Source organism: Kribbella capetownensis, from assembly GCF_004331485.1.
Taxonomy (GTDB): Bacteria; Actinomycetota; Actinomycetes; order Propionibacteriales; family Kribbellaceae; genus Kribbella; species Kribbella capetownensis.
This window is the reverse complement of the sequence record NZ_SJKD01000004.1, coordinates 239,202-264,491: the sequence shown is the minus strand read 5'-3', so window position 1 is coordinate 264,491 and position 25,290 is coordinate 239,202. Positions and strand designations below refer to the sequence as shown.

Genomic DNA, 25,290 nt, shown 5'->3' with positions numbered 1-25,290 from the left:
GATCATGACCACTGCCGAGACGCCGGTCGCGGGCCGGCCGTTACTGCTGCGCGGCGGGACCGTACTGACGATGGACGACAACCACACGGTGCTGACCGCGGGCGACGTACTGGTCGTCGACGACCGCATCGCCGCCGTCGGACCCTCGGTCGACGTCCCCGAGGGCACGCAGGTGATCGACGCCACCGGCGGCATCGTGATGCCCGGGATGATCGACACGCACCGGCACATGTGGCAGACCGCGATGCGCGCGTACGGCGCCGACTGGACGCTGACGCAGTACTTCGTCTGGTACTACCTCGAGCACGGCAAGACCTTCCGGCCCGAGGACATCCACGCCGGCAACCTGACCTCGGCCTGGGAGTCCCTCGAGGCCGGTGTCACCACCACCGTCGACTGGTCGCACGGGTTGCAGTCCGTCGATCACGCCGAGGCCGCCGCGGACGCTCTGCGCGCCGTCCCCGGCCGCTTCGTGCTTGCCTACGGCAACATCCAGGCGGGGCCGTGGCAGTGGTCCGCGGACCCGGCCGTCCGGGCGTTCCTGGAGCGGATCAGGGACGACGACGAGCTCGGGCTCCAGCTCGCCTTCGACGTCACCGGCGACCCGGCCTTCCCCGAACGCGCCGCGTTCGAGGTGGCTCGCGACCTCGGGGTCGGCGTCACGACGCACGCCGGTGTCTGGGGCGCGACGAACGACGACGGCATCCGGCTGATGCACGAGAACGGCTTCATGACACCGCAGAACATCTACGTGCACAGCGCGACTCTGAGCGAGGACTCCTACCAGCGGATGGCCGCGACCGGCGGCTCGGTCTCGGTCTCGACCGAGTCCGAGCAGAGCGCCGGCCAGGGCTACCCACCCACCTGGCAGGTCCGCAAGTACGGCATCCCCGTCTCGCTGTCGATGGACACCAGCGTCTGGTGGAGCGGCGATCTGTTCAGCGCGATGCGTACGACGCTCGGCGCCGACCGGGCCCGTGAGCACCTCGAAGCCCACATGAAGGGCGACACCGTGACGCACAGCCATCTGCGTGCCGAACATGTGGTCGACTGGGCCACTCGCGGCGGCGCGAAGGCGCTCGGCCGCGACGATCTCGGCAGTCTCGAGCCCGGCAAGAAGGCGGACGTCGTACTGATCAAGAACGACGCGTCGCCGGTGTCGTTCCCGATGGTGCATCCGTACGGCCAGGTCGCGTTCCAGGCGCAACGCGGCGACGTCCACACCGTCATCGTCGACGGCAAGGTGGTGAAGTTCGCGAACCAGTTGGTCGGCGTCGACCTGGCCGCCGTCCGAGGAGAGGTCGAGGCGACCGTGGACTTCCTCCGGTCGGCACTCGGCGAGGACGCTTGGGCGGCCGGGATGAACCCGGACCTGCCGAAGGACGAGGTGCTGGACAACCCGTACCAGTACACCGAGTACAAGTCGGAGTCCACCCGCGAGGCCCGCGGCACCATCTTCGGCGACCCCGGCTCCGGCCAGTGACAGTGGCCGGGTCGTAGGCTCTCGTCCGGAACGGAACGTCGTACGACGGGGAGGCAGGAACTGATGGCAGGACGCGGTGCGGGTCCGGACTTCGTCGAGTCGCTGGCTCGGGGGCTGGACGTGCTCGCCTGCTTCGACGCGAATCACCGCACCATGTCGCTCAGCGAGGTGGCGACCGCGGCCGGGCTGGCCCGCCCGACCGCGCGCCGGCTGCTGCTCACGCTGGAGGAGCTCGGCTTCGTTCGCTCGGTCGAGGGCTCCTTCCAGTTGACGCCGAAGGTGCTGACGCTCGGCATGGCCTACGTCGGGGCGCTGGGGCTGTGGGACATCGCGAAACCGCATCTCGAGGAACTGGTGGCGCGGACCGGTGAGTCGTCGTCGATGGCGCAACTCGACGGCTCCGACATCGTCTACGTCGCCCGGGTGTCGGTGCCGAAGATCATCGCGCTGCGGGTCGACATCGGTACCAGGTTCCCGGCGGCACAGACCTCACAGGGCAAGGTCCTGCTCGCCGCCCTCTCCCCCGAGGAACTCGCCGAGACGCTCGCGCTGCCGAGTCGCGCGGGGCTTCCGCCGTACATCGGGCGTACTGCGAATCACTTGCGGGACGAGCTGACCGAGATCCGCGCGCGTGGGTGGGCGTTGGCCGATGAAGAGCTCGCGCCCGGGGTCCGGTCGGTGGCGGCGCCGGTGCGCGACGGAACGGGCGCCGTCCGCGCCGCGATGAACGTGACCGTGCACGCGGCGGAAACCAGCACCGAGAAGCTGCTGCGGGATCATCTCCCGCTGCTCCTTCGCACGGCCGGCGACGTCAGCGCCGAGTGGGCGCTGTGGCAGTCGCGGCCACACCACGAAGTACCGCAGTCGAAGAATCAGTCTTCGGCCTAGGCGAGCGTGATCGTGTCCCCCGAGACGGTGATCTTCTTGGCGGCGAGGGGCTGCGGGGCCGGGTCGTGGACGACCGAGCCGTCCTTGATGGAGAACTTGCTGCCGTGGCAGTCGCAGTTGATGGTGCCGTTGGCAACACTCGCGACCTGACAGCCCTGGTGGGTGCACACCGACGTGAACGCCTTGAACGTGCCGGCAGTCGGCTGCGTGACGACCACCTTGCTGTCGCCGAAGATGACTCCGCCGCCGACCGGGATCTGGCTGGTCTTCGCGAGCGCGGCGCCGGCCTGCGGCGTGGTCGCCGGAGGGCTGTTGGACTCGCCGTACGTGCTGCATCCGGTGACGGCGGCCATCGCGGCCACGGCCAGGATGGTACGGCGACTTGGATCGTCCACGGGCAGGTCCCTTCAGCGAATGATGCCGAACGTGGTGAAGAACCACAGCGAGGAGGTCAGCCACACCCCGACCAGGCCGGCGAAGACTGCGCCGCCCACCGCCGGCAGCAGCCAGCGGGACGCGTCGGTCCGGGTCAGGGTCAGCATCTTGGCGACGAATGCGCCGTAGAAGAAGCAGCCGAGCAGCGAGTGGATCAGCACCCGTGGCTGGTCGTACTGGAATCCCAACGCATAGAGGCAATGGGCGACCACGGGAAGCGTGGCCGCGACGGCGGCGCGGCCCGACCACCGATGCAGCGGTCCGATCCAGCTCCGGCCCGCGAGCGGCCGAAGGTGCCCGAACAGCGCCAGGGCGGAGATCAGTTGCACCAGGGCGAGGACGAACGCGAGCGAGGCCAGCCACGCCTTGACCGACTGTGTGCTGGAGAAGCCGGCCAGGTTCACCGCGACGCCGGTCGGCTCGTGCAGCCGCGCGTACAGACCGAGGACGACGGCGACCGCCGCGCCGATCGACAGCGGGATCGCGACCCTGCTCGTCGCGCCGATCGTTGCTGTCGACATGGCTCTCCTCAGAACGTCTCGTCGCCGGTGACCGATGTGGCCGTGACCGCGGTTCCGCCGACGGTCGACGTACCGGTGGACGGATCGAGCGGCGGGGCGGGCGCGGGCGTGCCGTCGTTGTCGATGCCGACCTGACTGCCGTCGGCGAGCACGATCCAGCCGATGGTGTTGGCGGAGGTCTTCGCCCGGTACAGGCCGGCCGGTGGGTCAGCCTTGGAGATCGTGAAGCGCAGCGTGCGGCCGTGGACCGTGACTGTGCCGGTGACCTGGCCGTTGCCCAGGGTCCCGACCACGCGGTCACCGGCACGGGAGCGGAGCGCGAGGGCGTCGCCGGTTCGCGTGCCGGTCAGCCATGCCTCGACGCGACGGCCATCGCAGACGTACGCCGCCGCCCGGCCGCCCTTCACCGCGATCGCGAGACTCGCCTCGCGGTTCGCCGTACGACCGGCGTAGACGACTGCTACCTGCTGGGTCGGAGTGGGGGCGGCCTGCTTCGTGGCGGTCGGCTGCGGATTGGTCGGTGGCGGGCTGGCCGCCGGCCGGGCGGTGTTAGGCGGAGTGACCGGCGCGCTCGTCACAGCGGCCTCGGACGATGCTGGGCCGGTCGAGGTGGTCTGCGTGCTGTTCACGACAAGCAGCGCGACGAGCCCGACGGCCGCGGCCGCGAGCGTCACCAGTGGACTGCGTTGCCCCATCTCTCCCCCACCCCCGGAGGCAGTATGTGTCGAGAATCGCCGCCGGGGACGGCCAGGTCAACGGCTGGGCGCCTCGCTCATCCAGAGCGCTGAAGCGCGGCCATCGGCTGGAGCGTCAGTCGCTGACCCAGTCCATGTGGTCGATCCAGCGGTCGAGCAGTGCCCGGTCGCCCTGCAGATCCAGACTGGGTGCCGCATCCAGGCGGCGGCGCCTGCTGAGCACGAGCAGGAGGTCAGCGGCTGGGCCGCGGAGCGTGAGGTCCGCCTCAGCATGCGTGCGTTCCAGCACAACTTGGTCCGGTTCCCGGCGGGCCAGCCACTCCCCGGGCGCGTCGGTCGTGTGGAAGTGCAGGGTCTCGCCGTCGCCGCGCATCCCATCGGCGAAGTCCGACCGGTTCTCCCAGTAGCCACGCGATGTCATCGTGTCCAGCCAGTCCTCCAGGGCCGCAGCGGCAGGCTCTGGCGCCAGCTCGTACTGCCTGTCGAGTGCCACCGCCGCGTCCGCGCGATGCACGGACGCCTCACCGAACAACCGACGCGACCAGAACGGCACGCCCGCCGCGGCACCGGACGGATCCCACACCGGCGCGTCATCGGCCACCGAGTCGAACGCCTGTTTCGCCGCGGCCGCACCGTCGCTCATCCAGGCGCCCCACTGGCTCGAATCGGCCGGCGCCGGAACGTAGGCGGCGAACGCCTTGCTCGGCTCGCTCAGCTGCTCACCCACGAGCATGGTCACCATGCGATGGGTGGCGCCGACATGGTCGACGAGGTCGGCCAGCGTCCACTTCGGACACGTCGGCACCGGGGTCGCCGCCTCCCGGCCGTCCACCCACTCGGCGAACGTCCTCGTCTGCTCGACAACGGACTTCAAATACGAGGACGTGTCCATCGCTGCAACTCCAAGCGCTCCGTCGTTACCTGCTGCCGTCGCCCAGCCAAGCCGCCCACCCTTTCAGATCGCTTTCATGCCGACAACAGGTGGGATCAGAAGACGACGCTCCAGCCGGAGCGCTGTGCCTCGGTCGCGGTATAGGCGACGCCGTGGATCTTGAGGCCGGCAGTGTTCAGCAGCGTGATCTCACCGCCTTTGTTGCCCAGTTGGACAGTCGGTGGGAGGTGAACGAGGAGCGTCGCGCCGGGTGCCAGCACACCGGCCGGGACGGGCCCGACGTGGAGAGCTCGATCGACGAGATGCCAGCCGGTCAGGTCGACCGCGTCCGGCGATGCGTTCAGCAGGGTGACGGTCTCGGCTTCAGGCGCGGGGCCGACCGGGTTGATCAAGGCGGCGACGATCTGGACCGCCTCGGCGCCGAACTCCGCGACCGGTGCGTCGACAAGGGCGTGACCGGTCTTGTCGTCGGTGTGCCACGACTGGCTCTGGAACGCCAGGAAGATCCCGACCCAGCGTTGCTGGTCCGGCAGCCCGATGATGATCCCGCCGTCCTGCCACACCCCGTCGTCCTTGCGGAAGGCACCGACGTTCCCCTGGTTCATGTGGATGTCGTGTACGCCGTTGCCCGGCCGGAAGCCGAAGACCTTGTCCTGCGCGTCGTCCTGCGGACCCCAGCGCTCGCCGAACGCGTACACGACCGCGGCCGGCTCGCGGATCGCCCGCTGCACCTGATCGTCCAGCAGGTCGGCAAGATCGTTGCCCGGTCCCTCGACCTCGGCCGGCAACGGCCGCAGCAGCGTGCGATCGAACAACGTCTGCCGGACGTAGTCCAGGTTGACCCCGGCAGCACCGGTGTCGAGCCGATGCCAGCCCCGGGTCAGTCCGGCCAGCTGTGCGGTGACCGGATGCCGGAAGTCCTCGTCGACCCGGTACAGCAGCTCCGACGGGAACTCCTTCGACTTCACGTTCACTGCGATCCGGCAGTCCACTCTGGCGTCGTCCACCAGCCGGATCTGGTAGTGCGGCGTGTCCGAATCGCCTTCCCGGCGTACGCCGACCGCCCGGCCGACCAGTACGCCGTACGTCGTCAACGGCATGGCTACCCCCTCGATCACAGCCCCCACTACCTAGGAGCCCACGAGTCGGCGGGGAATGCAACGGGCCGCGTCGTCCTGTCGGTGGCGGCGAGTAGGAAGGGGGAATGAGATATGGACTGATTCTTCCGGGTGGGTCTGCGGTCGAGCAGCTCGAGCAGGCGGTCGCTGCGGAGGCGGCCGGCTGGGACGGGGTGTTCGTCTGGGAGGCGGCGTACGGCGTCGATGCGTGGGGGCTGCTGACGGCGATCGCGGCCAGGACGAGCCGGCTCCGGCTCGGCACGATGCTGACGCCGTTGCCGTGGCGACGGCCGTGGAAGGTTGCGAGCCAGGTCGCCACTCTGGACCAGGTGTCATCGGGTCGCGCGACCCTGGCGGTCGGGGTCGGCGCCGTCGAGACGGACCTGCCGCGCACCGGCGAGGAGCTGGACCTGCGGACCCGGGCGGCCATGATGGACGAGGGCATCGACCTGATCCGCGAACTCTGGGCCGGACGATCCAGCTACCACGGTGAGTACTACGACTACGAGTGCGGCCGCGACGACCTGGCGCAGGTCGGGCGGCCGGTCCAGGACCGGATCCCGATCTGGGTGGTCGGTGTCTGGCCGAGACCCAAGTCGATGCGCCGCGTCCTCCGCTGCGACGGAGTACTCCCGCAGTACCAGTCAGGCCACGACTCCCCAGACGACCTGGGGCAGGTCCGCTCCTGGCTCACCGCCCAGGGCGGCTCACCAGACCTGGACATCATCGCCGAAGGCGAAACCCCCGCCCACGACCCCGCCGCAGCCTCCGCCCTCGTCAAGCCCTGGGCCGACGCCGGAGCCACCTGGTGGCTGGAAACCCGCTGGGAAATGCCCCACCACTCCCCCGAACGCATGCACCAGGTGCGCAGCCGAATCGCCGCCGGCCCACCGGTACGAGCGGCGAGCGCCAAGGAGTAGCCGAGCTCTTTACAGAGAGTGTCCGCGCCGCCATCCTCAGGCTGGGGGTGGGGGAAATGGCGGTGGATCAGAAGCAGCCGGACACGCGTAAATGGTGGCAGCTGTCCGGGCGGTTCTCGGCGATGTACGCGGTCGAGATCACCGCCGTGGTGGGCGGCCTGATCGCGACCATCGTGTACTCGGTGGCCGGACCGGGGACGAACTGGACCACGCTGTCGTCCGCGGTGATGATCGCGGTGGCGTCGCTGGGCAGCGGCGGGCTGCTCGGCATCCTGTTCGGCGTCCCCCGCACCGGCGCGGGCACCGATCGGGCGCAGCCGGTCGCGGGCATCGCGATCCCCTCGATCGGCGCGAACACGAACCTGGAACAGATCTCCGACTGGCTGACCAAGATCCTCGTCGGCGTGGGTCTGACCCAGTTCCCCGCCATCAAGCGCGAGGCCGGTGCGCTGTTCCGGTCCCTCGCCCCGGCGCTCGGTGACGGCAAGGGCGCGGCGGCCTTCGCCGGCAGCATCGTGATCTATTTCTTCGTGATCGGGTTCCTGAGCGGCTGGTTGTACGCCCGGTTGCGGCTCGGACTCGCGATGAGCAGCGCCGACGCCATGCTCGAACTCTCCCGCCGGGCTGACCGAGCCGGGGACACACAGACCGCGGAGGCCGCGAAGCAGGCTGCGAAGACCTTCACGCAGCTCTCCCTCGGCGCCGAGACTCCGCCGGCGGCGACCCGGACCGGGACGACCGACCTGATCAGCCGCTACGAGGAACTGCGCGCGACCCTGCCGTCCGGGCCACGCCGGACCTCGGCGATGGAGGATCTCGTCCGGCAGGCACGGCAGCTCACCCAGACGGAGCGCTTCACCGCACTCGACGTCACCCAGCTGTTCAACCAGGGCACCGATGGCTGCCGGGTGGTGGCGCTGGCGCTGATGGAGGGCGACCTGGGGCTGGCCGATTTCGCTTCGGTCCTGACGGCGATCCGTACGCCGAGGTCCGCGTTCGAGCAGTACCACGCGCTGACCGTCGCCAACCTGCTGGTCTCCTCGCTGGGAGCAACCGAGCGAACCGATCTGCAGGAGGCCCTCGCCTCCCCGGAGATCAGCCGCGACTGGGGCAGCGACACCAGCCGCGCGTCCCTGGCCGAGTCGATCCGCGGCCGTCTCGGCTCCCTCCCACCCGCCAGTTGATTGAGGCAACGAACTGCCCGATGCGGTTCGCTGGATCAGCGGAAGTCGCGGGAGGCAGTCTTGGCGGCCAGGGGGAGGCGTTCGAGGTGGTCGGCAGAGAGGTTGGTGACTTCGCCCGCTCGTTCTACGCGGCCTCGGATGATGAGGGCTCCGGCCGTGCGGGCCACGGTGGCGTGGCGGTGCCAGCAGCCGACGGTGATGACGATGTTGGCCATGCCGGTCTCGTCCTCGAGGTTCATGAAGGTGACGCCGGAGGCGGTCGCCGGGCGCTGGCGGTGGGTGACCACGCCGGCGACGCGGACCCGGGCGCCGTTCGGGGCTTCGCGGAGTTGGGCCGCAGACAGGATGCCCTCGGCGCGGAGCCGCTCCCGGACGCGTTGCATCGGGTGACTGGTGGTGGTGATCGAGGTGGACCACAGATCCGCCATGTCGGCCTCGATGTCGCTCATCCCGGGCAGGGTCGGCGGTGGTCCGGCGGCGGTGATCCCGGCGAGCTGGCCCGGCCGCTCCTCGGCGGCGCGACCGGCCTCCCACAACGCCTGCCGGCGATCGAGGCCGAAGCAGTCGAACGCCCCGGCCGTGGCGAGCGCCTCGACCTGCGCGGCGGTGATCCCAGTACGCCGGACCAGGTCGGCCATCTCGGTGAAAGGCCCACCGCGCTCGCGCTCCTCGACGATCAGCTTCGCGCCCTTGTCGCCGATCGTGCGCACCTCGGACAACCCGAGCCGGACCGAGAACACGCCGTCGCGACGGTGCACAGTGGTGTCGGACGGCGCCTTCGGATCGAACGGGCCGACCAGCGGCTGCGGATCCTTCAGACAGGCCGGCGATCCGGTCGGGCCGGTGAGCTCCTGACCGTCGACCAGTTGCTCGAGCCCGGCGTCGACTCCCGAGAGGTGCAGGTGCGGGCGCCGTACCTCGACGCCGTGGCGGCGGGCGTCGGCGACCAGGGACTGGGGTGAGTAGAAACCCATCGGCTGGGCGCGCAGCAACGCGGCCAGGAACGCGGCCGGGTAGTGCAGCCGCAGCCACGTGCTGGAGTAGACCAGCAGGGCGAAGCTGATCGAGTGGGACTCGGCGAACCCGAAGTTCGCGAACGCCTCGATCTTGTCGTAGATCTCGTCGGCCAGGTCCCCGGCGATCCCGTTGCGCGCCATCCCGGCGTACAGCTTGTCCTTCAGTGACGAGATCCTCTCGATGCCGCGCTTGGACCCCATCGCCCGGCGCAGCAGGTCGGCCTCGTCGCCGTCGATCTCGCCGACCGCCATCGCCATCTGCATCAGCTGCTCCTGGAACAGCGGCACACCCATGGTCCGCTCCAGCACCGGCCGCAGCTTCGGGTGCAGGTAGGTGATCGGCTCCTCACCGGTCCGGCGGCGGATGTACGGATGGACCGCGCCGCCCTGGATCGGGCCTGGCCGGATCAGCGCGATCTCGGTGACCAGGTCGTAGAACCGGCGCGGCTTCAGCCGCGGCAGCGTCGCCATCTGCGCCCGCGACTCGACCTGGAACACGCCCACCGAGTCCGCGCGGCACAGCTGGTCGTAGACCCCCGCCTCCTCCTTGGGGATCGTGTGCAGCAGCCACGACTCGCCGATGTGCTCGCGGACCAGCTCCATGCAGTACTGCAGCGCGGCCAGCATCCCGAGCCCGAGCAGGTCGAACTTCACCAGCCCCATCCACGCGCAGTCGTCCTTGTCCCACTGCAGGACCGTGCGGTTCTCCATCCGGGCGTGCTCGATCGGCACCACCTCCCCCACCGGCCGCTCGGTCAGCACCATCCCGCCGGAGTGGATGCCCAGGTGCCGCGGGAACTTCAGCAGCTCGGTCGCCATCGCCACCACCTTCGGCGGGATGTCGTGCTCGGTCGAGGTGATCTCCGGGCTCCAGCCGTCCACCTGCTTCGACCACGCGTCCTGCTGACCGACCGAGTACCCCAGCGCCTTGGCCATGTCCCGGACGGCGGACTTCGGCCGGTAGGAGATCACGTTCGCCACCTGGGCGGCGTTGCGGCGGCCGTACTTGCGGTAGACGTGCTGGATCACCTCCTCGCGGCGGTCGGAGTCGAAGTCGACGTCGATGTCCGGCTCCTCGGTCCGGGTGGTGGCGAGGAAGCGCTCGAACGGCAGGTCGTAGAGGATGCTGTCCACCGCGGTGATCCCGAGCGCGTAGCAGACCGCCGAGTTCGCCGCCGATCCCCTGCCCTGGCAGAGGATCCCGTTGTCGTGCGCATACCGGACGATGTCCTCGACGATCAGGAAGTACCCCGGGAACTCCTTCTCCTCGATGACCGCCAGCTCCCGCTCCAACCGCTCGTAGGCGTCCGGCCGCTGCCCGCGGGTCCCGTACCGCTTGGCTGCGCCCTCGAAGGTGAGGTGCCGCAACCACGACATCGGCGTCTCCCCCTCTGGTACGTCGCGCAGCGGCAGCTTGGGTTTCGCCCGGGCCAGGTCGAAGGCCAGCTGGTCGGCCAGTGTCACCGATCGCGCCACGGCCCCGTCGTACCGGCGGAAGCGGAACGCCATCTCCTGCCCCGAGCGCAGGAACGCCATCCCGCTCGGCGGCAGCCAGCCGTCCATCGTGTCCAGGTCCCGCCGGGCCCGGACCGCGGCCAGCGCGGCGGCCAGCTTGTGCTGCGCCGGGGTGGCGTAGTGAACGTTGTTCGTGGCAACTACCGGGAGGCCGCGGTCGGCCGCCAGCCCGGCCAGGATCCGGTTCCGGGTGGTGTCGGCGGGCAGATGGTGGTCGATCAGCTCGACCACCACCCGGTCCTTGCCGAACAGTCCGGTCAGCCGGTCCAGCTCACGCCCCGCGGCGGCCGGACCTTCGGCGTGCCCACCGAGCTCCAGCGCCTGCCGGACCAGCCCCTTGCGGCAACCGGTCAGGATCAGCCAGTGGTCGCGACCCTTCGCCGCCAGCCTCTCCAGGTCGTAGACCGGGCGGCCCTTCTCCCCACCGGCCAACTGTCCCTCCGTGATCTCGCCGGCCAGTATGTGATAGCCCTCCTGGCCGTCCGCCAGCACCAGCAGGTGACTGCCCTCGGGATCGGCCACGCCGTTCTGCGGGCCGGTCAGCTCGAGCGACAACTCCGCTCCGAACACGGTCGGCAACTTGTACGCCGCTGCCGCCTCGGCGAACCGGGCCGCGCCGTAGAACCCGTCGTGATCGGTCAGCGCCAGCGCGTGCAGCCCTGCCGGACCGCGGCCTCGACCAGGTCCTCCGGCTGGGAAGCACCGTCCAGGAAGGAGAAGTTCGAATGCGCGTGGAGCTCCGCGTAAGGCACCGCGTGCTCCGGGCGACGAACGGTGTCAGGCACATACGGACCGCGGTGCTGTGACCACGCCGGGCTGTCGCCGCCGTCGCCCGTCACCGGCCGCCCGCCGTGGCTGCCCGGCCGGGACCGGTCCGACAGCTTCCGCTCCAGCTCCGACCACTTGATCGGCGGATTGTTGTAGCCCATCACACACACCTCCCATCCGGATCAAGACTAGAACACATGTTCGAAGAACGTGTAATCTGAAAACATGCTTGGTCGGTTCACGGTGCGCCCGGCCGACGACGGATCGAACGGATTCGGCGTCTGGGACGGTGCGGTCAACGGGTGGCGTGCGATGGGTATCGACAATGAAACGGAGGCCCACCGGATAGCCAGCGATCTCGACGTCCAGTACGACGCTCACGGCCCGCGTCCGGCCGACGCCGTACGGCGGGTGGACCCGGCCCAACCGGTCCAGCGCGCCCAGTGGCAGGACGGCCAGCTCGACGTCTGGATCCGCGACAACGGCGAGTGGCTCGGCCGGGTCTGCGACAAGGACGGCCACATCACCTGGATCCCCGGCACCGACCTCCGCCCGTTGTAGCCAGTCGGGTTGGATGGGCGGCATGAGCACTCAGACCGACGCGGAGGTGGCGATCCAGGCGGCCGAGGCCGGCGCCGCGGTCGTCCGCGCCAAGTACGGCGTACCGCTGGCCAGGTACGACAAGTCGCCCACCGACTTCGCCACCGAGGCGGACCTCGAGGCGGAGCAGGCGATCCTCGACGTACTGCGTGCCGCGCGGCCCGACGACGCGGTGATCGGCGAGGAGTACGGCGCCGACGGTCAGGCGGCCCGGACCTGGTTGGTGGATCCGCTCTGCGGCACCCTCAACTTCGCCGCCGAGACACCGTTGTTCTCGGTGAACGTCGCCCTCAAGGGGCCGGGGGTCGCGGCCGTCGCGCAGCCGCTCACCGGTGAGGTGTTCTGGACCGACGGGACGACTGCCATGGTGCGCCGCGACGGTACCGACTCGCCGGCCACACCGTCGGCGACCTCACTCCTGATCGACGTCGATGTCGACGATCCGCCCGGGAGCGACTTCGTCGGCGCCCGGATCCTGACCGACCCGACCCTCCTGGCCACCTTCGGGCTTCGGGTGTCGTCGACCACCCTCACGCTCGCCTGGGTGGCGGTGGGTCGCCGGGCCGGCTACATCACCAACGGCGCGCTGGTCGACAGCGTCCACTTCACCGCCGGCATCCAGCTGTGCCAGGCGGCGGGCTGCGTCGTCACCGACTTCAGCGGCGAACCGGTGCACACCGGCCCAGGCCTGGTCGTCGCGGCGGACACCGCAACCCACGATCGTCTGCTGGAGGTCGTGTCCCGCTGCTCGGCGTAGCCTCAGCAGGCCGGCTCGTGCGAACCAGTGGCCAGGGCGGCGAACGCGAGAGCGAGCGGACGCCACGCGGCGTACATCTCGGTCTCGGCCGCGCGGATCTCGGCCAGCCCGCGCTCCAGCTCCGGACGAGCGGTGCCGGCCCTGCACTGCGCCTCGTACCACCCCTTGACGATCCCGTACGACGCCTCCGGGTGCCACTGAACGCCCCACGCCGATCGACCGATCCGGAACGACAGCAAGTCACCGTCATCGCTTCTGGCCAGTTCGATCGCGCCGGCCGGCGGTACGGCCACCGTGTCGGCGTTCCAGGCCACCGCAGGCAGTCGGGCGGACCCAAGATCGAGCCCTGGACCGACCACTGGGTCCAGGGCGGCCTCGGCAGTCCAGACCGGCCCGAGCACGCGAGAGTTCTGGCCGTGCGGCCGGGAGATCACCGTGCCGCCCAAGGCGTCGGCGAGCAACTGGTGGCCAAGGCAGATGCCGAGGGTCGGCACCTCCTGTCGCACCGCGTCGGCGAGGAGCGTCTTGATCGGAGTCAGCCACGGCACCCGATCCGCGTCGTGCACACCGGGCAGACCACCAAGCACGATCAATCCGGAGAGCCCGTCCGCGTTCTCCGGCACGGGATCGCCGCCGTACGCGCGGCAGACCTGAAACGGTGGCAGCCAGTCGGCGAGATGGCCGGGCGGGCAGAGTTCGTCCGGCTGCACGACGAGGAGATTCACGGCGGCCAGACTACGTCGCCGTTGGTTGACATGCGGTGGCTGGATGCCAGACTCCGAGCATGACCCGCTACGGGCAGCAGTTCGGGCCGGACTTCACGTTTCCGGGTGTGCCGGCGTGTCATCTGGACGATCCGGCGTCGTACGCGGACGCGCAGGTCGTGATCCTCGGCGCGCCGTTCGACGGCGGTACGTCGCATCGGCCGGGGGCCCGGTTCGGTCCGACGGCGATCCGGATGCGGGACTATCTCGGACACGACGGCTCGCGGCCGAGTCTTGCGTTGCGCGCACCGATGGTCTGGTCGAGCTGAACGTCGTCGACGCCGGTGACGTGGAGATGTACTCCGGCGACCACTCGATCGCGTTCCCGGACGCGAAGCGTGTCGCCAATGTGCTCGGCCACGGCCGGGTGTCGATGCTGCACTTCGACGCACACGCCGACACCGGCAACATCGAGTTCGGCTCGCTGTGGGGCGCTGGCGAATCGCGTGGTGCTCGAGGCGGTGTCCGCGATCGCCCGCAAGCGCCAGGACGAGCGCGATGGCACGCGGTGGGATCCTGCCCACCCGCTGCTGAGTGACCGGCCGGAGCCTGGCTGACCTGTTCCGTCGGCCAATTCCGAGTGCCACACTCCGAATTGGGGGCGGGGTGACCTCCCTCGAGGGGAGGGCATCATGGCGATGACGCCGCAGCAACTGTTCCGTCGCAAGCCGGTCCCGGAGATGTCGCAGGAGAGCGGCACCGACACCGGTCAGAGCGAACTCGTCCGGACGATCGGCTTGTTCCAGCTCTCGATGTTCGGCATCGGCGCCACCGTCGGCACCGGAATCTTCTTCGTCCTCGCCCAGGCGGTGCCGGTCGCCGGACCGGCGGTGATCTGGTCGTTCGTGATCGCCGGCGTGGTCGCCGGACTGACCGCGATCTGTTACGCCGAGCTCGCCAGTGCGGTCCCGGTGTCGGGATCGTCGTACTCGTACGCCTACGCGACCCTCGGTGAGCTGCCGGCGATCGGCGTCGCCGCGTGCCTGCTGCTGGAGTACGGCGTGTCCGCGGCCGCGGTGGCCGTCGGCTGGTCGCAGTACCTGAACGAACTGTTCGACAACATCTTCGGCTTCACCATCCCGGACAGCCTGTCGCAGGCGCCGGAGCAGGGCGGTGTGTTCAACCTGCCCGCGGTCATCCTGGTGCTGCTCTGCACCCTGCTGCTGATCCGCGGCGCGAGCGAGTCGGCCACGACGAACGCCGTCATGGTGTGCATCAAGATCGGTGTCCTGCTGCTGTTCATCGTGCTCGGGCTGAGGGGCTGGGACGCGAACAACCTGTCCGACTTCGCCCCCTTCGGCATCAGCGGGATCACCTCCGCGGCCGGCATCATCTTCTTCTCCTACATCGGTCTGGACGCCGTCTCGACCGCGGGTGAGGAAGTGAAGAACCCCCGGCGGACGATGCCGCTGGCGATCCTGATCGCGCTCGTCACGGTCACCGGGCTCTACATCCTGGTCACCCTGGTCGCGGTCGCCGCCCAGCCGTCCGGCGACTTCGAGAACCAGGAGGCCGGCCTGTCGGCGATCCTGGAGAAGGTGACCGGAGCGACCTGGCCGGCCACCGTGCTGGCCGCCGGCGCGGTGATCTCGATCTTCAGCGTCACGTTGATCGTGATCTACGGGCAGACCCGGATCCTGTTCGCGATGGCCCGCGACGGGATGATCCCGGAGCTGTTCCACCGAGTGAACCCGCGCACCCACACCCCGGTGCCGAACACGATCATCGTGGCCGTGCTGATCGCCCTGCTGGCCGGGCTGATCCCGATCAACTTCCTGGCCGAGATGACCAGCATCGGCACCCTGGTCGCGTTCCTGGTCGTGTCGATCGGTGTGATGGTGCTGCGGCGGACCCATCCCGAGCTGCCCCGCGGCTTCAAGGTGCCGGGCTATCCGGTCACACCGATCCTGTCGATCCTCGGCTGTCTGTGGATCATCAAGGACCTGCGCGCGGTCACCATCTGGGTGTTCCTGATCTGGCTCGCGGTGGCCCTGGCCTGGTACTTCATCTACGGCTTCCGGCACTCGCATCTCGGCCGGCACGAGCACGTCGGGCTGATCCACGACGACGACGGGCCGGCGTCATGACGATGATCATCGGCTACGCCTCCGACGAGCGCGGGAAGGCGGCGCTCCACCTCGCCGCGATGCTGGCCCGGTCCGCGCATGACGATCTGATTGTCTGCACCGTCGTACCGGCGCCGTGGACGCCCGGGATGGCGCGGGTGGATGCGGAGTACCAGAACTATCTGGCGCAGACTGCCGATCAAGCGCTCGAGCGGGCCCGGAACTACCTGCCGGGTGATGTGCCGGCGACGTACGTTCGGTACAGCGCCCGGTCGGCGCCGGCCGGTCTGCTCGAGATGGCCGCGCACAACGATGCCCGGCTGATCGTGCTCGGGTCGTCGTCGGCCGGCGCGTTCGGCCACATCTCACTCGGCAGCGTTACGGACCGGCTGCTGCACAGCTCGCATGTCTCGCTCGCCCTGGCCACCCGGGGATTCCGCTGCCCGGGGGACGCCAGCGTCCAGCGGGTGACCGCGGCCTTCGGCGGCACCGAGAGCGCTGAGGAGCTGGTCCTCGCCGCGGCCGCGGTCAGCGCCGAAGCCGGTGCTTCGCTGCGGATCGCCACGTTCGCGGTGTGGTCGCGTCCGGCGTACACCACCCGGCTCGGCACCGATTCCGAGGACCTGGTGATGGACGAATGGCGGACGGAGGTGGAGAAGACCGTCACCGCCACGCTGACCCAGGTGCAGCACCTGCCGCACGGGCCGCGAACGGTCGAGACCGTGATCGGCTCCGGTGCGAACTGGGCCGAGGCGATCGACGACGTCGGCTGGGATCCCAGCGACATCCTGGTGATCGGGTCGAGCGAGCTCGGGCCGGTCGCACGGGTGTTCCTCGGCTCGCGGGCGACCAAGATCCTGCGGCACTCCCCCGTCCCGGTCCTCGTCGTACCGCGCAACCGGGCCGAGGAACTGGCCGGGCGCGCCGCCGAGAACTGACCATGCACCAAGCCGACCGGAGCGACCTGCTCTCGCTCTTCCCGGCCGGCAACGGCCTGACTGGCGCTCGAACTGGGCTGCGACTGCCTCGGCGAGATCGTCTTCCTGGACGCCGTACTGCACGACACCCACGGCGAGCCGGTCACGATCACGAACGCGATCTGCCTGCACGAGGAGGACAACGCAGTCTTGTGGAAGCACGTCGACCACACGACCGGTGCCGAGGTACGGCGGATGCGCCGGATGGTGGTGTCCTGTCACGCGACAGTGGCGAACTACGAGTACCTGATCTATTGGCGCTTCTATCAGGACGGCAACATCGAGTGCGAGGTCCGGGCGACCGGGCTGATGGTCACCACGCCGTTCGCCGCGGACGGTACGCCACCGGCCACCGGCACTTCCTGATCGCGCGGCTCGACCTCGACGTGGACGGCGACGCGAACACCGTGCAGGAGGTCGACTCCCGCGCCTCCCGGTGTCGGACGACAACCCGCACGGGCTGGCCGTCGTCACAGACACGACCCCCATCCGGTCCGAGTCCGAGGCCGCCCGCGACTTCAACTGGGCGGCCCAACGCACCTGGAAGGTGGTCAACCCGAACCGCGTGAACGCCGTCGGCACCAATCCGGCGTACCAACTGATCCCGAGCGCGTCGATCCCGCCGCTGATGGACCCTGGTACGCCGCAATACCTGCGGGCACCCGTGATCGGGCACACGGTGTGGGTGACCCGGCAGCACGAAGAGGAACGCTGGCCGTGCGGCGACTACCCGACCCAGTCGACGGTCGACCACGGGATGACGCGCTGGATCGCGGACGACGAATCGCTCGAGAACACCGACGTCGTGCTCTGGTACGTGTTCGGCATCCACCACGTCACCCGGGTCGAGGACTGGCCGGTGATGCCGGTGGACACGATCGCCTTCTGGCTGAAGCCGTTCGGTTTCTTCGACCGCAACCCGGCACTCGACGTCGCACCCAATCACCGGGACTGACAACTAGCGGCGCCCGGGGCCGCCGCCGTTCTCGTCCGGGGGTCTGCCCTCGTCGGCTGGGCGAGGCTCGGCGGCGCCCAGCATCTTGCGCGGTGGCGCCTTGAAGTGGCGCAGTGGCATGCCCTTGAGGGCGCCCTGCATCGCGGTCTGCCACAGCGGCCCGGCGGTGCCCGAGCCGGTCGGGTCGGAGATGTCCCGGCCGTCGAGAGTGTGGCGGTACATCAGGTTCGTGTACGGCAGGTTCGCGTCCGCCACGACCGCTGCTCCGGCCAGGTTCGGCGCGTAGCCGGCGTACCAGACCGCGAGGTTGTCCTGGATCGTGCCGGTCTTGCCGGCCAGGTCCCAGTTGCCGAAGTTCAGCCGGCCGCCGGTGCCGCCGGGCTCCATCACCGCGCTGAGCACCCGGTTGACGCCGTCGGCGACCTGCGGGGAGAGCGCCTGGTCGCAGTCGATCTGCGGCGTGTCGATGTACCTGCCCGCCTTGTCCCGGATGGACGCGACGACGAGCGGCTTGCAGTACTTGCCGCGGGCCGCGAACGTCGCGTACGCGTTCGATAGCATCAGCGGGGTCACATAACCGACGCCCAGCGTCATCGACACGACCTGGTCGAGCGGATGCAGCGTCTGGGCGTTGTACATCCCGAGCTTGCCCGCGACCCGGGCGATCGGGCACAGCCCGACCCGCTGCGACAACTGCAGGAAGTAGGTGTTGGTCGAGAACCGGGCTGCCTCGACCATCGTGAGGTTGCCGCTGTGGGTCGAGTTCCGCGGCGTGTAGTCCGGGTCGCGGGTCCAGCCCTTGCAGGTGCGGAACTTCTTCCCGCTCAGGTTGATCTGCTCCGGCGAGTTGATCCGGTAGTTCAGCGGCACGCCCTTCTGGATCGCGGCCGCGATCGTGAACGCCTTCATCGTCGAGCCGTTCTGGAACCCGCCGTACCCGCCGGCATAGGACTTCTCGACGTTGTAGTTGTAGTTCGTGTGGTTTCGGCCGTTGCCGTACGGCTTGCTCTGCACCATCGCCTTCACCAGGCCGCTGCCCGGCTGGACGATCGTGATCGCCGCGATCGCGGTGTCGGTCGGTTTGCTGTGCGCACTGATCGACTTCTGCGCGGCCTTCTGTATCCGCGGGTCGATCGAGGTCCGGATCAGCAGCCCACCGGTCTTCAGGAAATGGTCGCGGTCCTTGACCGTCGCGCCGAGGGCCGGGTTGTCCAGCAGCTTCGAGACGACGTACTCGCAGTAGAAGGGGTAGCGGGAGTTCGCGCAGCCGTTCGGCACCGGCAGGACCCGCTTCAGGTTGATCACCGGGGTTTTGAGCGCCTGGTTGGCCTGGCGCAGCGAGATCACCTTGAGTTCGAGCATCCGTTTGAGCACCACGTCGCGCCGTGCCCTCGCCCGCGCCATGTTGTTGGTCGGGTCGTAGCCGGTCGGGTTCTTCACCAGGCCGGCCAGCATCGCGGCCTGGGGCAGGGTCAGCTTGTCGGCGGTGGTCCGGAAGTAGTGCTGCGCCGCGGCCTGGACGCCGTACGCGCCGTCGCCGAAGTTCACCAGGTTCAGGTACCGCTCCAGGATCTCGTCCTTGGACAGCTGGCTCTCGATCGCGATCGCGTACCGCAGTTCGGTCAGTTTGCGCTCGTAGGTGACCGCGGTGGCCCGCTGGCGTTCCTCGGCGGTCTTGGCCTTCTCGACCAGGCTGAGCTTCACGTACTGCTGGGTGATGCTCGACCCGCCTTGCTGGACCTCGCCCTCGGTCTGGTTGCGGACCATCGCCCGGATCGTGCCCTTCGCGTCCAGGGCGCCGTGGTCGTAGAACCGCGAGTCCTCGATCGCGACGATCGCCCGGCGCATGATCGGGCTGATCCGGTCCAGCGGCACCGGGATCCGGTTCTGCTCGTACAGCGTCGCGATCAGGCTGCCGTCCGAGGCGAGGATCCGGCTGCGCACCGCCACCGGATCGACCACGAGCTCCCGCGGCAGATCCTGCACCGACTTGGCCACCTGCTCGCTGCCCTGCCCCGCGAATCCGGCGAAGGGGATCGCCAGTCCGGCCGCCAGCGCACCGGACAGTACGCTCACGCCGATGAAAGTGATCAACGAGTGAGCCTTACTGCGACCGCCCCTCTCGGTCCGCATACCTCCAGGTTAGGCGAGTGGTCCAACTCCCGGTAGACCGGAAATGATTGCCTCGATCAACCGTGGGCGCAGTTCGTTCGCACTGATCACCGCATCGACCGATCCGACCTCGACCGCACGCTGGATGTTGTGCACGCGATCGAACCCGACCGCGACCTCGCCCAACTTCTCCGCGCGTACGGCGGTCCGCACCTCAGCCAACTCGGTCGCGAGCGCTGCCCGCTCCGCCCCGGTCGCCTCGCCGACCCGCTCGGCCAGCGACGCGACTCGCTCGTCGGCAGCCGTCCGGGCGTCGACCTCACCGGCGAAAACGACCGCCGCCGCCGGCGCTCCGCCGATCACCGACGCGTACGAGCCGTCCACCGCCAGCACGGTCATCGACGGGTTGAGCGCCTTGGAGAACACCACGAACGCTCCACCGTGGTAACGCGACACCACGCAGAACACGATCGGGCCCTGGAAGTTCACGATCGCGCGGCCGATCTCGGCGCCGTACTCGAGCTGGAGGTTCCGCATCGAGTCCGGCGAGCCGTCGAAGCCGGACAGGTTCGCCAGCACCACCAGCGGCCGGTTGCCGCTGGCCGCGTTGATCGCCCGGGCCGTCTTCTTCGACGAGAGCGGGAACAGTGTGCCGGCGGTGTAGGTGTCCGGCCCGTCGGTGGGAGGGAATCCGTGCCGCGGCACGGACTTGGACTCGATGCCGACCAGGCAGACCGGGTAGCCGCCCAGGCGGGCGTCCTGCACGACCGCGGTGTCGGCGTCGGCCATCCCGGCCCAGCGCTCCAGCACCGGGTGGTCCTGGTCTGTCACCGATCGCATCAGCGTGCGGATGTCGAACGCCTTCTTGCGGTCCGGGTTCGTCGCCGCCGAGAAGATCTCGCCGACGGTCCGGAAGTCGCTGCCGGGCGCAGTGTGCGGGTACGTCGTGACATCGCGATCCAGGGGGTCGGACGTCTCGGCCCGGCGCGGCCCGATCTCCCCCGGGACGACGTACGAGTGGTCGTAGTGCGCCATCAGCACATCGCGCGCGCCCCTGAGGTCAGGAGCCCAGTACTGCGCCTGGCCGTTCGGACCCATCACCCGGTCGTAACCGCCGATGCCGAAGTTGTCCTCGGCCGAGACGCCACCGGCGAAGTCCAGCGTTTGCTTGCCGGTCAGCACCATCGCGCTGTCCGGCGTCATCACCAGGATGCCCTTGGTGTGCATCAGCATCGTCGCCTCGGCGTTCCAGTACGGCTGCGCGCCGACGTTGATGCCGGCCACGACGACGTTGATCTCGCCGCCGTCCTGGGTGAACTCGACGATCCGCTTGAGCGCCTTGGCGACCCAGTCCATGTTCTCGGTGCCGGAGTCCATCGAGATCCGGGCGCCGGCGGACAGCGAGTACCACTCGACCGGCACCCGCATCCGCTCGGCCAGGTCGAGGGCCGCGATGATCCGCGAGCACTCCCCCTCGGCGACCGCGCCGAGCGCCTTGGTCGGGTCGCCGCTGAGCGCGACCCGGGTGATGCCTTCGGGGTGCCGGGTGGTCGGCGTACTGACGATGCCGAGGATGACGCCGGCCTTGTTCAGGCCGCGCGGGCGGTCCACCGGGACCAGCGCGCCGCTGTCGTCGAGGTCGTACTCTACGAAGGAGCCGCCCGCACCGGCGACCATGCCGCTGACCTCGTACGGGTAGATCGTGTTGCGCCGGCGCGACCGCTGCACCTTCTGGGCGTAGTCGTCCAGCGGCATCAGCCGCCCGGTCGGCGGCTGCTCGACCGAGGTGACGACGCCCGCACCGGGCTGGTAGTAGAACCGCGCCGCCACAGGGTTGATGCTGCCGTCCGGCGCCGCGACCCGGCCCTGGACCAGCACTTCCTCGATCCCTGCGCCCGCGGTCATCGGCGCGATGTTGCGTTGCAGCGCGGTCACCTCGTCGACCTGAGCCTCGACCACCGGCCAGATGTGCACCCAGACGTGGTTCATGTCGAGCTTGGCACCGGCCGCGCCGCGGTCGGTCCGGGCCCGGCGGATCGCCTCCAGGCAGTTCGCGATCGCCCGCTCCGCGTGCGGCAGCGAGGTCACCTGCCCGTCCTCGTCCCGGACCACGACGAACTGGCGAACCTGCGCGAGCGCGACCAGTCGCTGGTCGGCATCGTTCTCCCGCGACACGCAGTGGTAGAGCAGTACGTCGTCCGGCCCTTCCAGCCGGGTGATCCGGAAGTCGCGCAGCCGCCACAGGTTCAGCCGCCGGCCGACCATCGGGTGCACGCCGCGGACGTTGTCGTCCTCGGCCACCGAACCGCCGGCCGGACGGTAGGTGAAGTACGACACCGGCCGGCCTTGGCCCGGTGCGATCGCGACCGAGAACCGGCGTACCCGCTGGGCGACCGGCTGGTCGGCGACCATCCGGCGGTAGAGGTCGGACGCCTCCTGCTGGGAGGCCGGCAAGTCCGGGCCGTACAGGTAGAGCTCGACCACAGCCTCGTGCCGGGCCGGGCGCGCGTCGATCTGCGCGGTCAGCGCACGGGACAGGCCGCTGTCCGGGTCGGCCAGCTCGGCCACCGTTCCCACCGAGGTGACGAGGTGACTCGGCCGGTCGTCGATCGTGTAGTCGGCGGTCGCGAACGGCCGTCCGTCGACGGCGAACTCGCGCAGGTCGTGCAGCTCGTACTCGCGGTAGTGCCGGCGGATCAGCACCTCGAGCATCGGCTCGCGCTCACCCCAGCCGCCCTCCAGCCGGTGCGCCAGGAACCGGACGATCGGCTCCGGGATGGTTGCGAGCGCGTCGACCCGCTCCTTGCGGTCGGGCGCCTCCGGGTCCGCCGCGAGCGCAGCGACCTCGTCGCCGACGCCTTCCAGCACCGAGGCCCGCTCCGCGTCCACCTGCGGCTGGTCGAACCACCGGAACCGCACGCTCCGGGCCAGATCGCCGATCACCGGGAAGCGCAGCTGGGTCGCCAGCACCAGCCGGTCGAGCAGGTCGTGCGCGGACTCGTCCACCGGCGACACCGGTCGCGGCTCGGCGATCCAGCGCTGCAGCAGCGACGACACCAGCAGCTCGTCCGGGGTGGAGCGCTGCTGGGCCAGGAAGATCCGGAACACAGCCTCCTCGAGCTCGGTACTGCGCTCCAGATCGGTCACGCCGTACTGACCCAGCACCCGAGTGAGCCGCGCGCGGAACTCGGCCGGCAGACCACCGCGGTCCGGATCGAGGCTTTGCAGATAGGTGTGGAAGTGCTCGCGCGGGCTGTGCACCCGGTTCTCGGTGCTGATCTCCTCGCCGGCGGGCCGGTTGCGGCTCAGCTCGGCGAAGTCCGCGAACACCCGCAGCAGATCGATCTCGGCGACGACCGGAGGGTCCGCCAGCTCGGACCGCGCGGACAGGTAGTCGGCCAGCATGCCGCCCTCGTCCGACGGATCGATGTCGAACCCGAGCAGCATGCTGCGCAGGTCGTCCAGCCCTCGCTCGACCCGCTCGGCCGCAGACTTCTCCCCGGACCCGTTCGGCAGATCCAGCTGTACGCCGTTCTCCGTCGGAGCAGCCGCCTCCGCACCGGACTCGTCAGCGACCGGCTCCAGCCGCAGCAGCGGCGCACCGGTCTCGACCTGACTGCCGGTGGCGACGAGCAGTTCCTTCACGGTCGCCTTGAACGGCGCGTAGAGCACCGTCTCCATCTTCATGCTCTCCAGAACGAGCACCGGAGCACCGGCCTCGATCTCGGCCCCGGTCTGCACCGGCGTCGCGACCACGAGAGCCGGCGCGGGAGAACGCAGTACGCCGCCTTCGTCGCGGCTGACCCGGTGAGTCACGCCGTCGACCTCGACCAGGTGGACCGGCCCGTGTGTCGCGGTGACCAGGCGGAACCGCTGCCCGCCGACCACGAGCCGGCTGGTGTACTCGTCCAGCCGCTCCAGCTCGGCGTCCACGACCTTGAGGTGGTCGTTGCCGGTCCCGACTCCGACCCGGAACCGATCCGGCCCGATCCGCGCCACCGTCACCCGGTAGCTCGCACCGCGCAGCTTCAGGTCGATCGCGCGACCCACCTCGTGCTGAACCTGCGGGCGACCGCCGTGCGCGGTCTCCAGCAGCCGGACGCGCTCGACCTGCTCGGAGTCCTCGTACCCCTCGATCGCGGCCGCGACCAGCGCGACGCCCGAGTGCCGGTGCGAGACCAGCCGGCCCTCACCGCGGACCCGGTCGATCCAGCCGGTGTCGGCGCTGCCGTCGATCACCTCGCGCTGGTCCAGCAGTTCGAGGATGAAGCTCTTGTTGGTGGCACCGCCCTCGATCAGCACCGTGGTCGCGCCGACCGCCCGCCGCAGTCGCGCCATCGCCTCCTCGCGGGTCCGCCCGTAGCCGATGATCTTCGCGATCATCGAGTCGAAGTCGGCCGGGATGCTGTCACCGGCACTCACTCCGGTGTCGACCCGGATGCCGGGTCCGGACGGCAGGTCGAGTACGGCGATCCGCCCCGGCGACGGCGCGAAGTCGCGGTCCGGGTCCTCGGCGTTGAGGCGTGCCTCGACCGCGTGCCCGCTCTCGACCGGCTTCGTGCCCTCCAGCAGGGCGCCGTTCGCGACGTGCAACTGGGCCTTCACCAGGTCGAACCCGGTGGTCAGCTCGGTGATCGGGTGCTCCACCTGCAGCCGGGTGTTCACCTCGAGGAAGGCGAAGCTCTTCTCGCCGGGGTGATACAGGAACTCGACCGTCGCCGCACCCCGGTAGCCGACCGCGAGCGCCAGCCGCTCGGCGGAGGCCTTCAGGTCCTCGACCTGGCCGGCCGACAGCAGCGGTGAGGCGGACTCCTCGATCACCTTCTGGTTCCGGCGCTGCACGGAGCAGTCCCGAACGCCGAGCGCCCAGGCGGTCCCCTGGCCGTCGGCGATGACCTGCACCTCGACGTGGCGGGCACCGGTGACCAGGCGCTCCAGGAACACCACGCCGCTGCCGAACGCTCGGGCGGCCTCGTCGCTGGTCCGCGCGTACGCATCGGTGAGTTCGTCCGCCGAGCGGACCACCCGGATCCCGCGGCCACCTCCGCCGGCCGTTGCCTTGAGCATCAATGGGTAGCCGATCGTCTCGGCCGCCTGCAACGCCGCCGCCAGCGACTCGACCGGGCCGCGACTCCACGGCGCGACCGGTACGCCGACCTCCTCGGCGATCAGCTTGGACCCGATCTTGTCGCCGAGCTTGCGCATCGCCTCGGCCGACGGCCCGATGAACGTCACGCCGATCCGCTCGCACAGCTCCGCGAAGGCCGGGTCCTCGGCCACGAATCCCCAGCCGACCCAGGCCGCGTCGGCCTTCGTCTCTCGCAGGGCGCGCTCGAGTACGGCGAGATCCAGATACGGCCGCGCCGAGGCCGGCCCGAGCGGGTAGGTGATGTCGGCCTCGCGGACGAAGGTCGCGGTCCGCTCACCGTCGGTGAACAAGGCGACAGTCTCGATCGGGTCACCGCCCTCGGCGTTGACCTCGCGGACCGCGTTGATCAGCCGCATGGCGGCTTCACCCCGGTTCACCACTGCGATACGCTTGAACATCGACCGCCTCCGTGTCTCACCCTGTTGTCACAGTTGGGATCGCCAACCGCTGGCACAGGTTTTCAGCCTTGCCTGCC

General features: G+C 69.7%; 20 protein-coding genes and 1 pseudogene. 12 read left to right on the top strand and 9 right to left on the bottom strand.

Features of this window, described 5'->3' with window-relative positions:
• Positions 1 to 4: 4 nt before the first annotated feature.
• Entirely contained in the window at positions 5 to 1,483 is a 1,479-nt protein-coding gene (locus E0H75_RS19545) for an amidohydrolase family protein (protein ID WP_131515008.1), read from the top strand.
• 63 nt (positions 1,484 to 1,546) lie between these two features.
• On the top strand, positions 1,547 to 2,371 hold the full coding sequence (locus E0H75_RS19540; protein WP_131515007.1) for an IclR family transcriptional regulator domain-containing protein: 825 nt from the start codon (positions 1,547 to 1,549) through the stop codon (positions 2,369 to 2,371).
• Here E0H75_RS19540 and E0H75_RS19535 read toward each other — a convergent pair.
• The 5 genes from E0H75_RS19535 to E0H75_RS19515 all read right to left on the bottom strand — a co-directional run bounded on the left by E0H75_RS19535 (position 2,368) and on the right by E0H75_RS19515 (position 6,014).
• Entirely contained in the window at positions 2,368 to 2,766 is a 399-nt protein-coding gene (locus E0H75_RS19535) for a Rieske (2Fe-2S) protein (RefSeq protein ID WP_238163145.1), read from the bottom strand. The two genes, E0H75_RS19540 and E0H75_RS19535, sit on opposite strands and share 4 nt — an antisense overlap.
• Before the next feature lie 12 nt (positions 2,767 to 2,778).
• The gene (locus E0H75_RS19530) at positions 2,779 to 3,327 is read right to left on the bottom strand and encodes a DUF6529 family protein (RefSeq protein ID WP_131515006.1); all 549 of its coding nucleotides are present in this window, start codon (positions 3,325 to 3,327) and stop codon (positions 2,779 to 2,781) included.
• 8 nt (positions 3,328 to 3,335) lie between these two features.
• A complete protein-coding gene (locus E0H75_RS19525) occupies positions 3,336 to 4,022 on the bottom strand; it encodes a hypothetical protein (protein ID WP_131515005.1) in 687 nt (228 codons plus the stop codon).
• Positions 4,023 to 4,137: 115 nt separating this feature from the next.
• Positions 4,138 to 4,914, bottom strand: coding sequence for a maleylpyruvate isomerase N-terminal domain-containing protein (locus E0H75_RS19520; RefSeq protein WP_131515004.1), 777 nt, complete (start codon positions 4,912 to 4,914; stop codon positions 4,138 to 4,140).
• 95 nt (positions 4,915 to 5,009) lie between these two features.
• Entirely contained in the window at positions 5,010 to 6,014 is a 1,005-nt protein-coding gene (locus E0H75_RS19515; protein ID WP_131515003.1) for a DUF2278 family protein, read from the bottom strand.
• Positions 6,015 to 6,118: 104 nt separating this feature from the next.
• On the opposite strand from E0H75_RS19515, the gene E0H75_RS19510 reads away from it, so the two are divergent.
• On the top strand, positions 6,119 to 6,952 hold the full coding sequence (locus E0H75_RS19510; protein ID WP_131515002.1) for an LLM class flavin-dependent oxidoreductase: 834 nt from the start codon (positions 6,119 to 6,121) through the stop codon (positions 6,950 to 6,952).
• A gap of 56 nt (positions 6,953 to 7,008) precedes the next feature.
• Complete coding sequence (locus E0H75_RS19505; RefSeq protein WP_131515001.1) at positions 7,009 to 8,136, top strand: hypothetical protein; 1,128 nt, start codon at positions 7,009 to 7,011, stop codon at positions 8,134 to 8,136.
• Between the two features lie 35 nt (positions 8,137 to 8,171).
• On the opposite strand, the pseudogene E0H75_RS19500 reads toward E0H75_RS19505, so the two are convergent.
• A pseudogene (locus E0H75_RS19500) lies at positions 8,172 to 11,596 on the bottom strand (error-prone DNA polymerase).
• A 64-nt stretch (positions 11,597 to 11,660) separates the two neighbouring features.
• Here E0H75_RS19500 and E0H75_RS19495 point away from each other — a divergent pair.
• On the top strand, positions 11,661 to 11,996 hold the full coding sequence (locus E0H75_RS19495; RefSeq protein ID WP_131515000.1) for a hypothetical protein: 336 nt from the start codon (positions 11,661 to 11,663) through the stop codon (positions 11,994 to 11,996).
• Between the two features lie 22 nt (positions 11,997 to 12,018).
• A complete protein-coding gene (locus E0H75_RS19490) occupies positions 12,019 to 12,792 on the top strand; it encodes an inositol monophosphatase family protein (RefSeq protein WP_131514999.1) in 774 nt (257 codons plus the stop codon).
• Positions 12,793 to 12,794: 2 nt separating this feature from the next.
• On the opposite strand, the gene E0H75_RS19485 is transcribed toward E0H75_RS19490, so the two are convergent.
• Positions 12,795 to 13,517, bottom strand: a complete 723-nt coding sequence (locus E0H75_RS19485) for a type 1 glutamine amidotransferase (protein ID WP_165553856.1) — start codon at positions 13,515 to 13,517, stop codon at positions 12,795 to 12,797.
• 59 nt (positions 13,518 to 13,576) lie between these two features.
• Here E0H75_RS19485 and E0H75_RS43610 point away from each other — a divergent pair, with 59 nt between their 5' ends.
• The 6 genes from E0H75_RS43610 (at position 13,577) to E0H75_RS44835 (ending at position 17,554) form a co-directional block, all read left to right on the top strand.
• The gene (locus tag E0H75_RS43610) at positions 13,577 to 13,825 is read left to right on the top strand and encodes an arginase family protein (protein WP_238163144.1); all 249 of its coding nucleotides are present in this window, start codon (positions 13,577 to 13,579) and stop codon (positions 13,823 to 13,825) included.
• A gap of 26 nt (positions 13,826 to 13,851) precedes the next feature.
• Positions 13,852 to 14,094, top strand: a complete 243-nt coding sequence (locus tag E0H75_RS43605) for an arginase family protein (RefSeq protein ID WP_238163182.1) — start codon at positions 13,852 to 13,854, stop codon at positions 14,092 to 14,094.
• Positions 14,095 to 14,188: 94 nt separating this feature from the next.
• On the top strand, positions 14,189 to 15,643 hold the full coding sequence (locus tag E0H75_RS19475; protein ID WP_131514997.1) for an amino acid permease: 1,455 nt from the start codon (positions 14,189 to 14,191) through the stop codon (positions 15,641 to 15,643).
• Entirely contained in the window at positions 15,640 to 16,560 is a 921-nt protein-coding gene (locus tag E0H75_RS19470; RefSeq protein ID WP_131514996.1) for a universal stress protein, read from the top strand. The genes E0H75_RS19475 and E0H75_RS19470 overlap by 4 nt, the downstream gene beginning before the upstream one ends.
• Positions 16,561 to 16,620: 60 nt before the next feature.
• The gene (locus E0H75_RS44840) at positions 16,621 to 16,965 is read left to right on the top strand and encodes a copper amine oxidase (protein WP_337589513.1); all 345 of its coding nucleotides are present in this window, start codon (positions 16,621 to 16,623) and stop codon (positions 16,963 to 16,965) included.
• A 70-nt stretch (positions 16,966 to 17,035) separates the two neighbouring features.
• Positions 17,036 to 17,554: a copper amine oxidase gene (locus E0H75_RS44835; RefSeq protein ID WP_337589511.1), complete on the top strand. Its 519-nt coding sequence runs from the start codon at positions 17,036 to 17,038 to the stop codon at positions 17,552 to 17,554.
• Positions 17,555 to 17,557: 3 nt separating this feature from the next.
• Here E0H75_RS44835 and E0H75_RS19460 read toward each other — a convergent pair whose 3' ends face one another.
• Together E0H75_RS19460 and E0H75_RS19455 are read right to left on the bottom strand one after the other, a co-directional pair.
• Positions 17,558 to 19,687: a transglycosylase domain-containing protein gene (locus tag E0H75_RS19460; RefSeq protein ID WP_131514995.1), complete on the bottom strand. Its 2,130-nt coding sequence runs from the start codon at positions 19,685 to 19,687 to the stop codon at positions 17,558 to 17,560.
• A 9-nt stretch (positions 19,688 to 19,696) separates the two neighbouring features.
• Positions 19,697 to 25,213 carry an ATP-binding protein gene (locus E0H75_RS19455; protein WP_131514994.1) on the bottom strand — a complete coding sequence of 1,839 codons (5,517 nt, stop codon included), beginning with the start codon at positions 25,211 to 25,213 and terminating at the stop codon, positions 19,697 to 19,699.
• Positions 25,214 to 25,290: the final 77 nt, after the last annotated feature.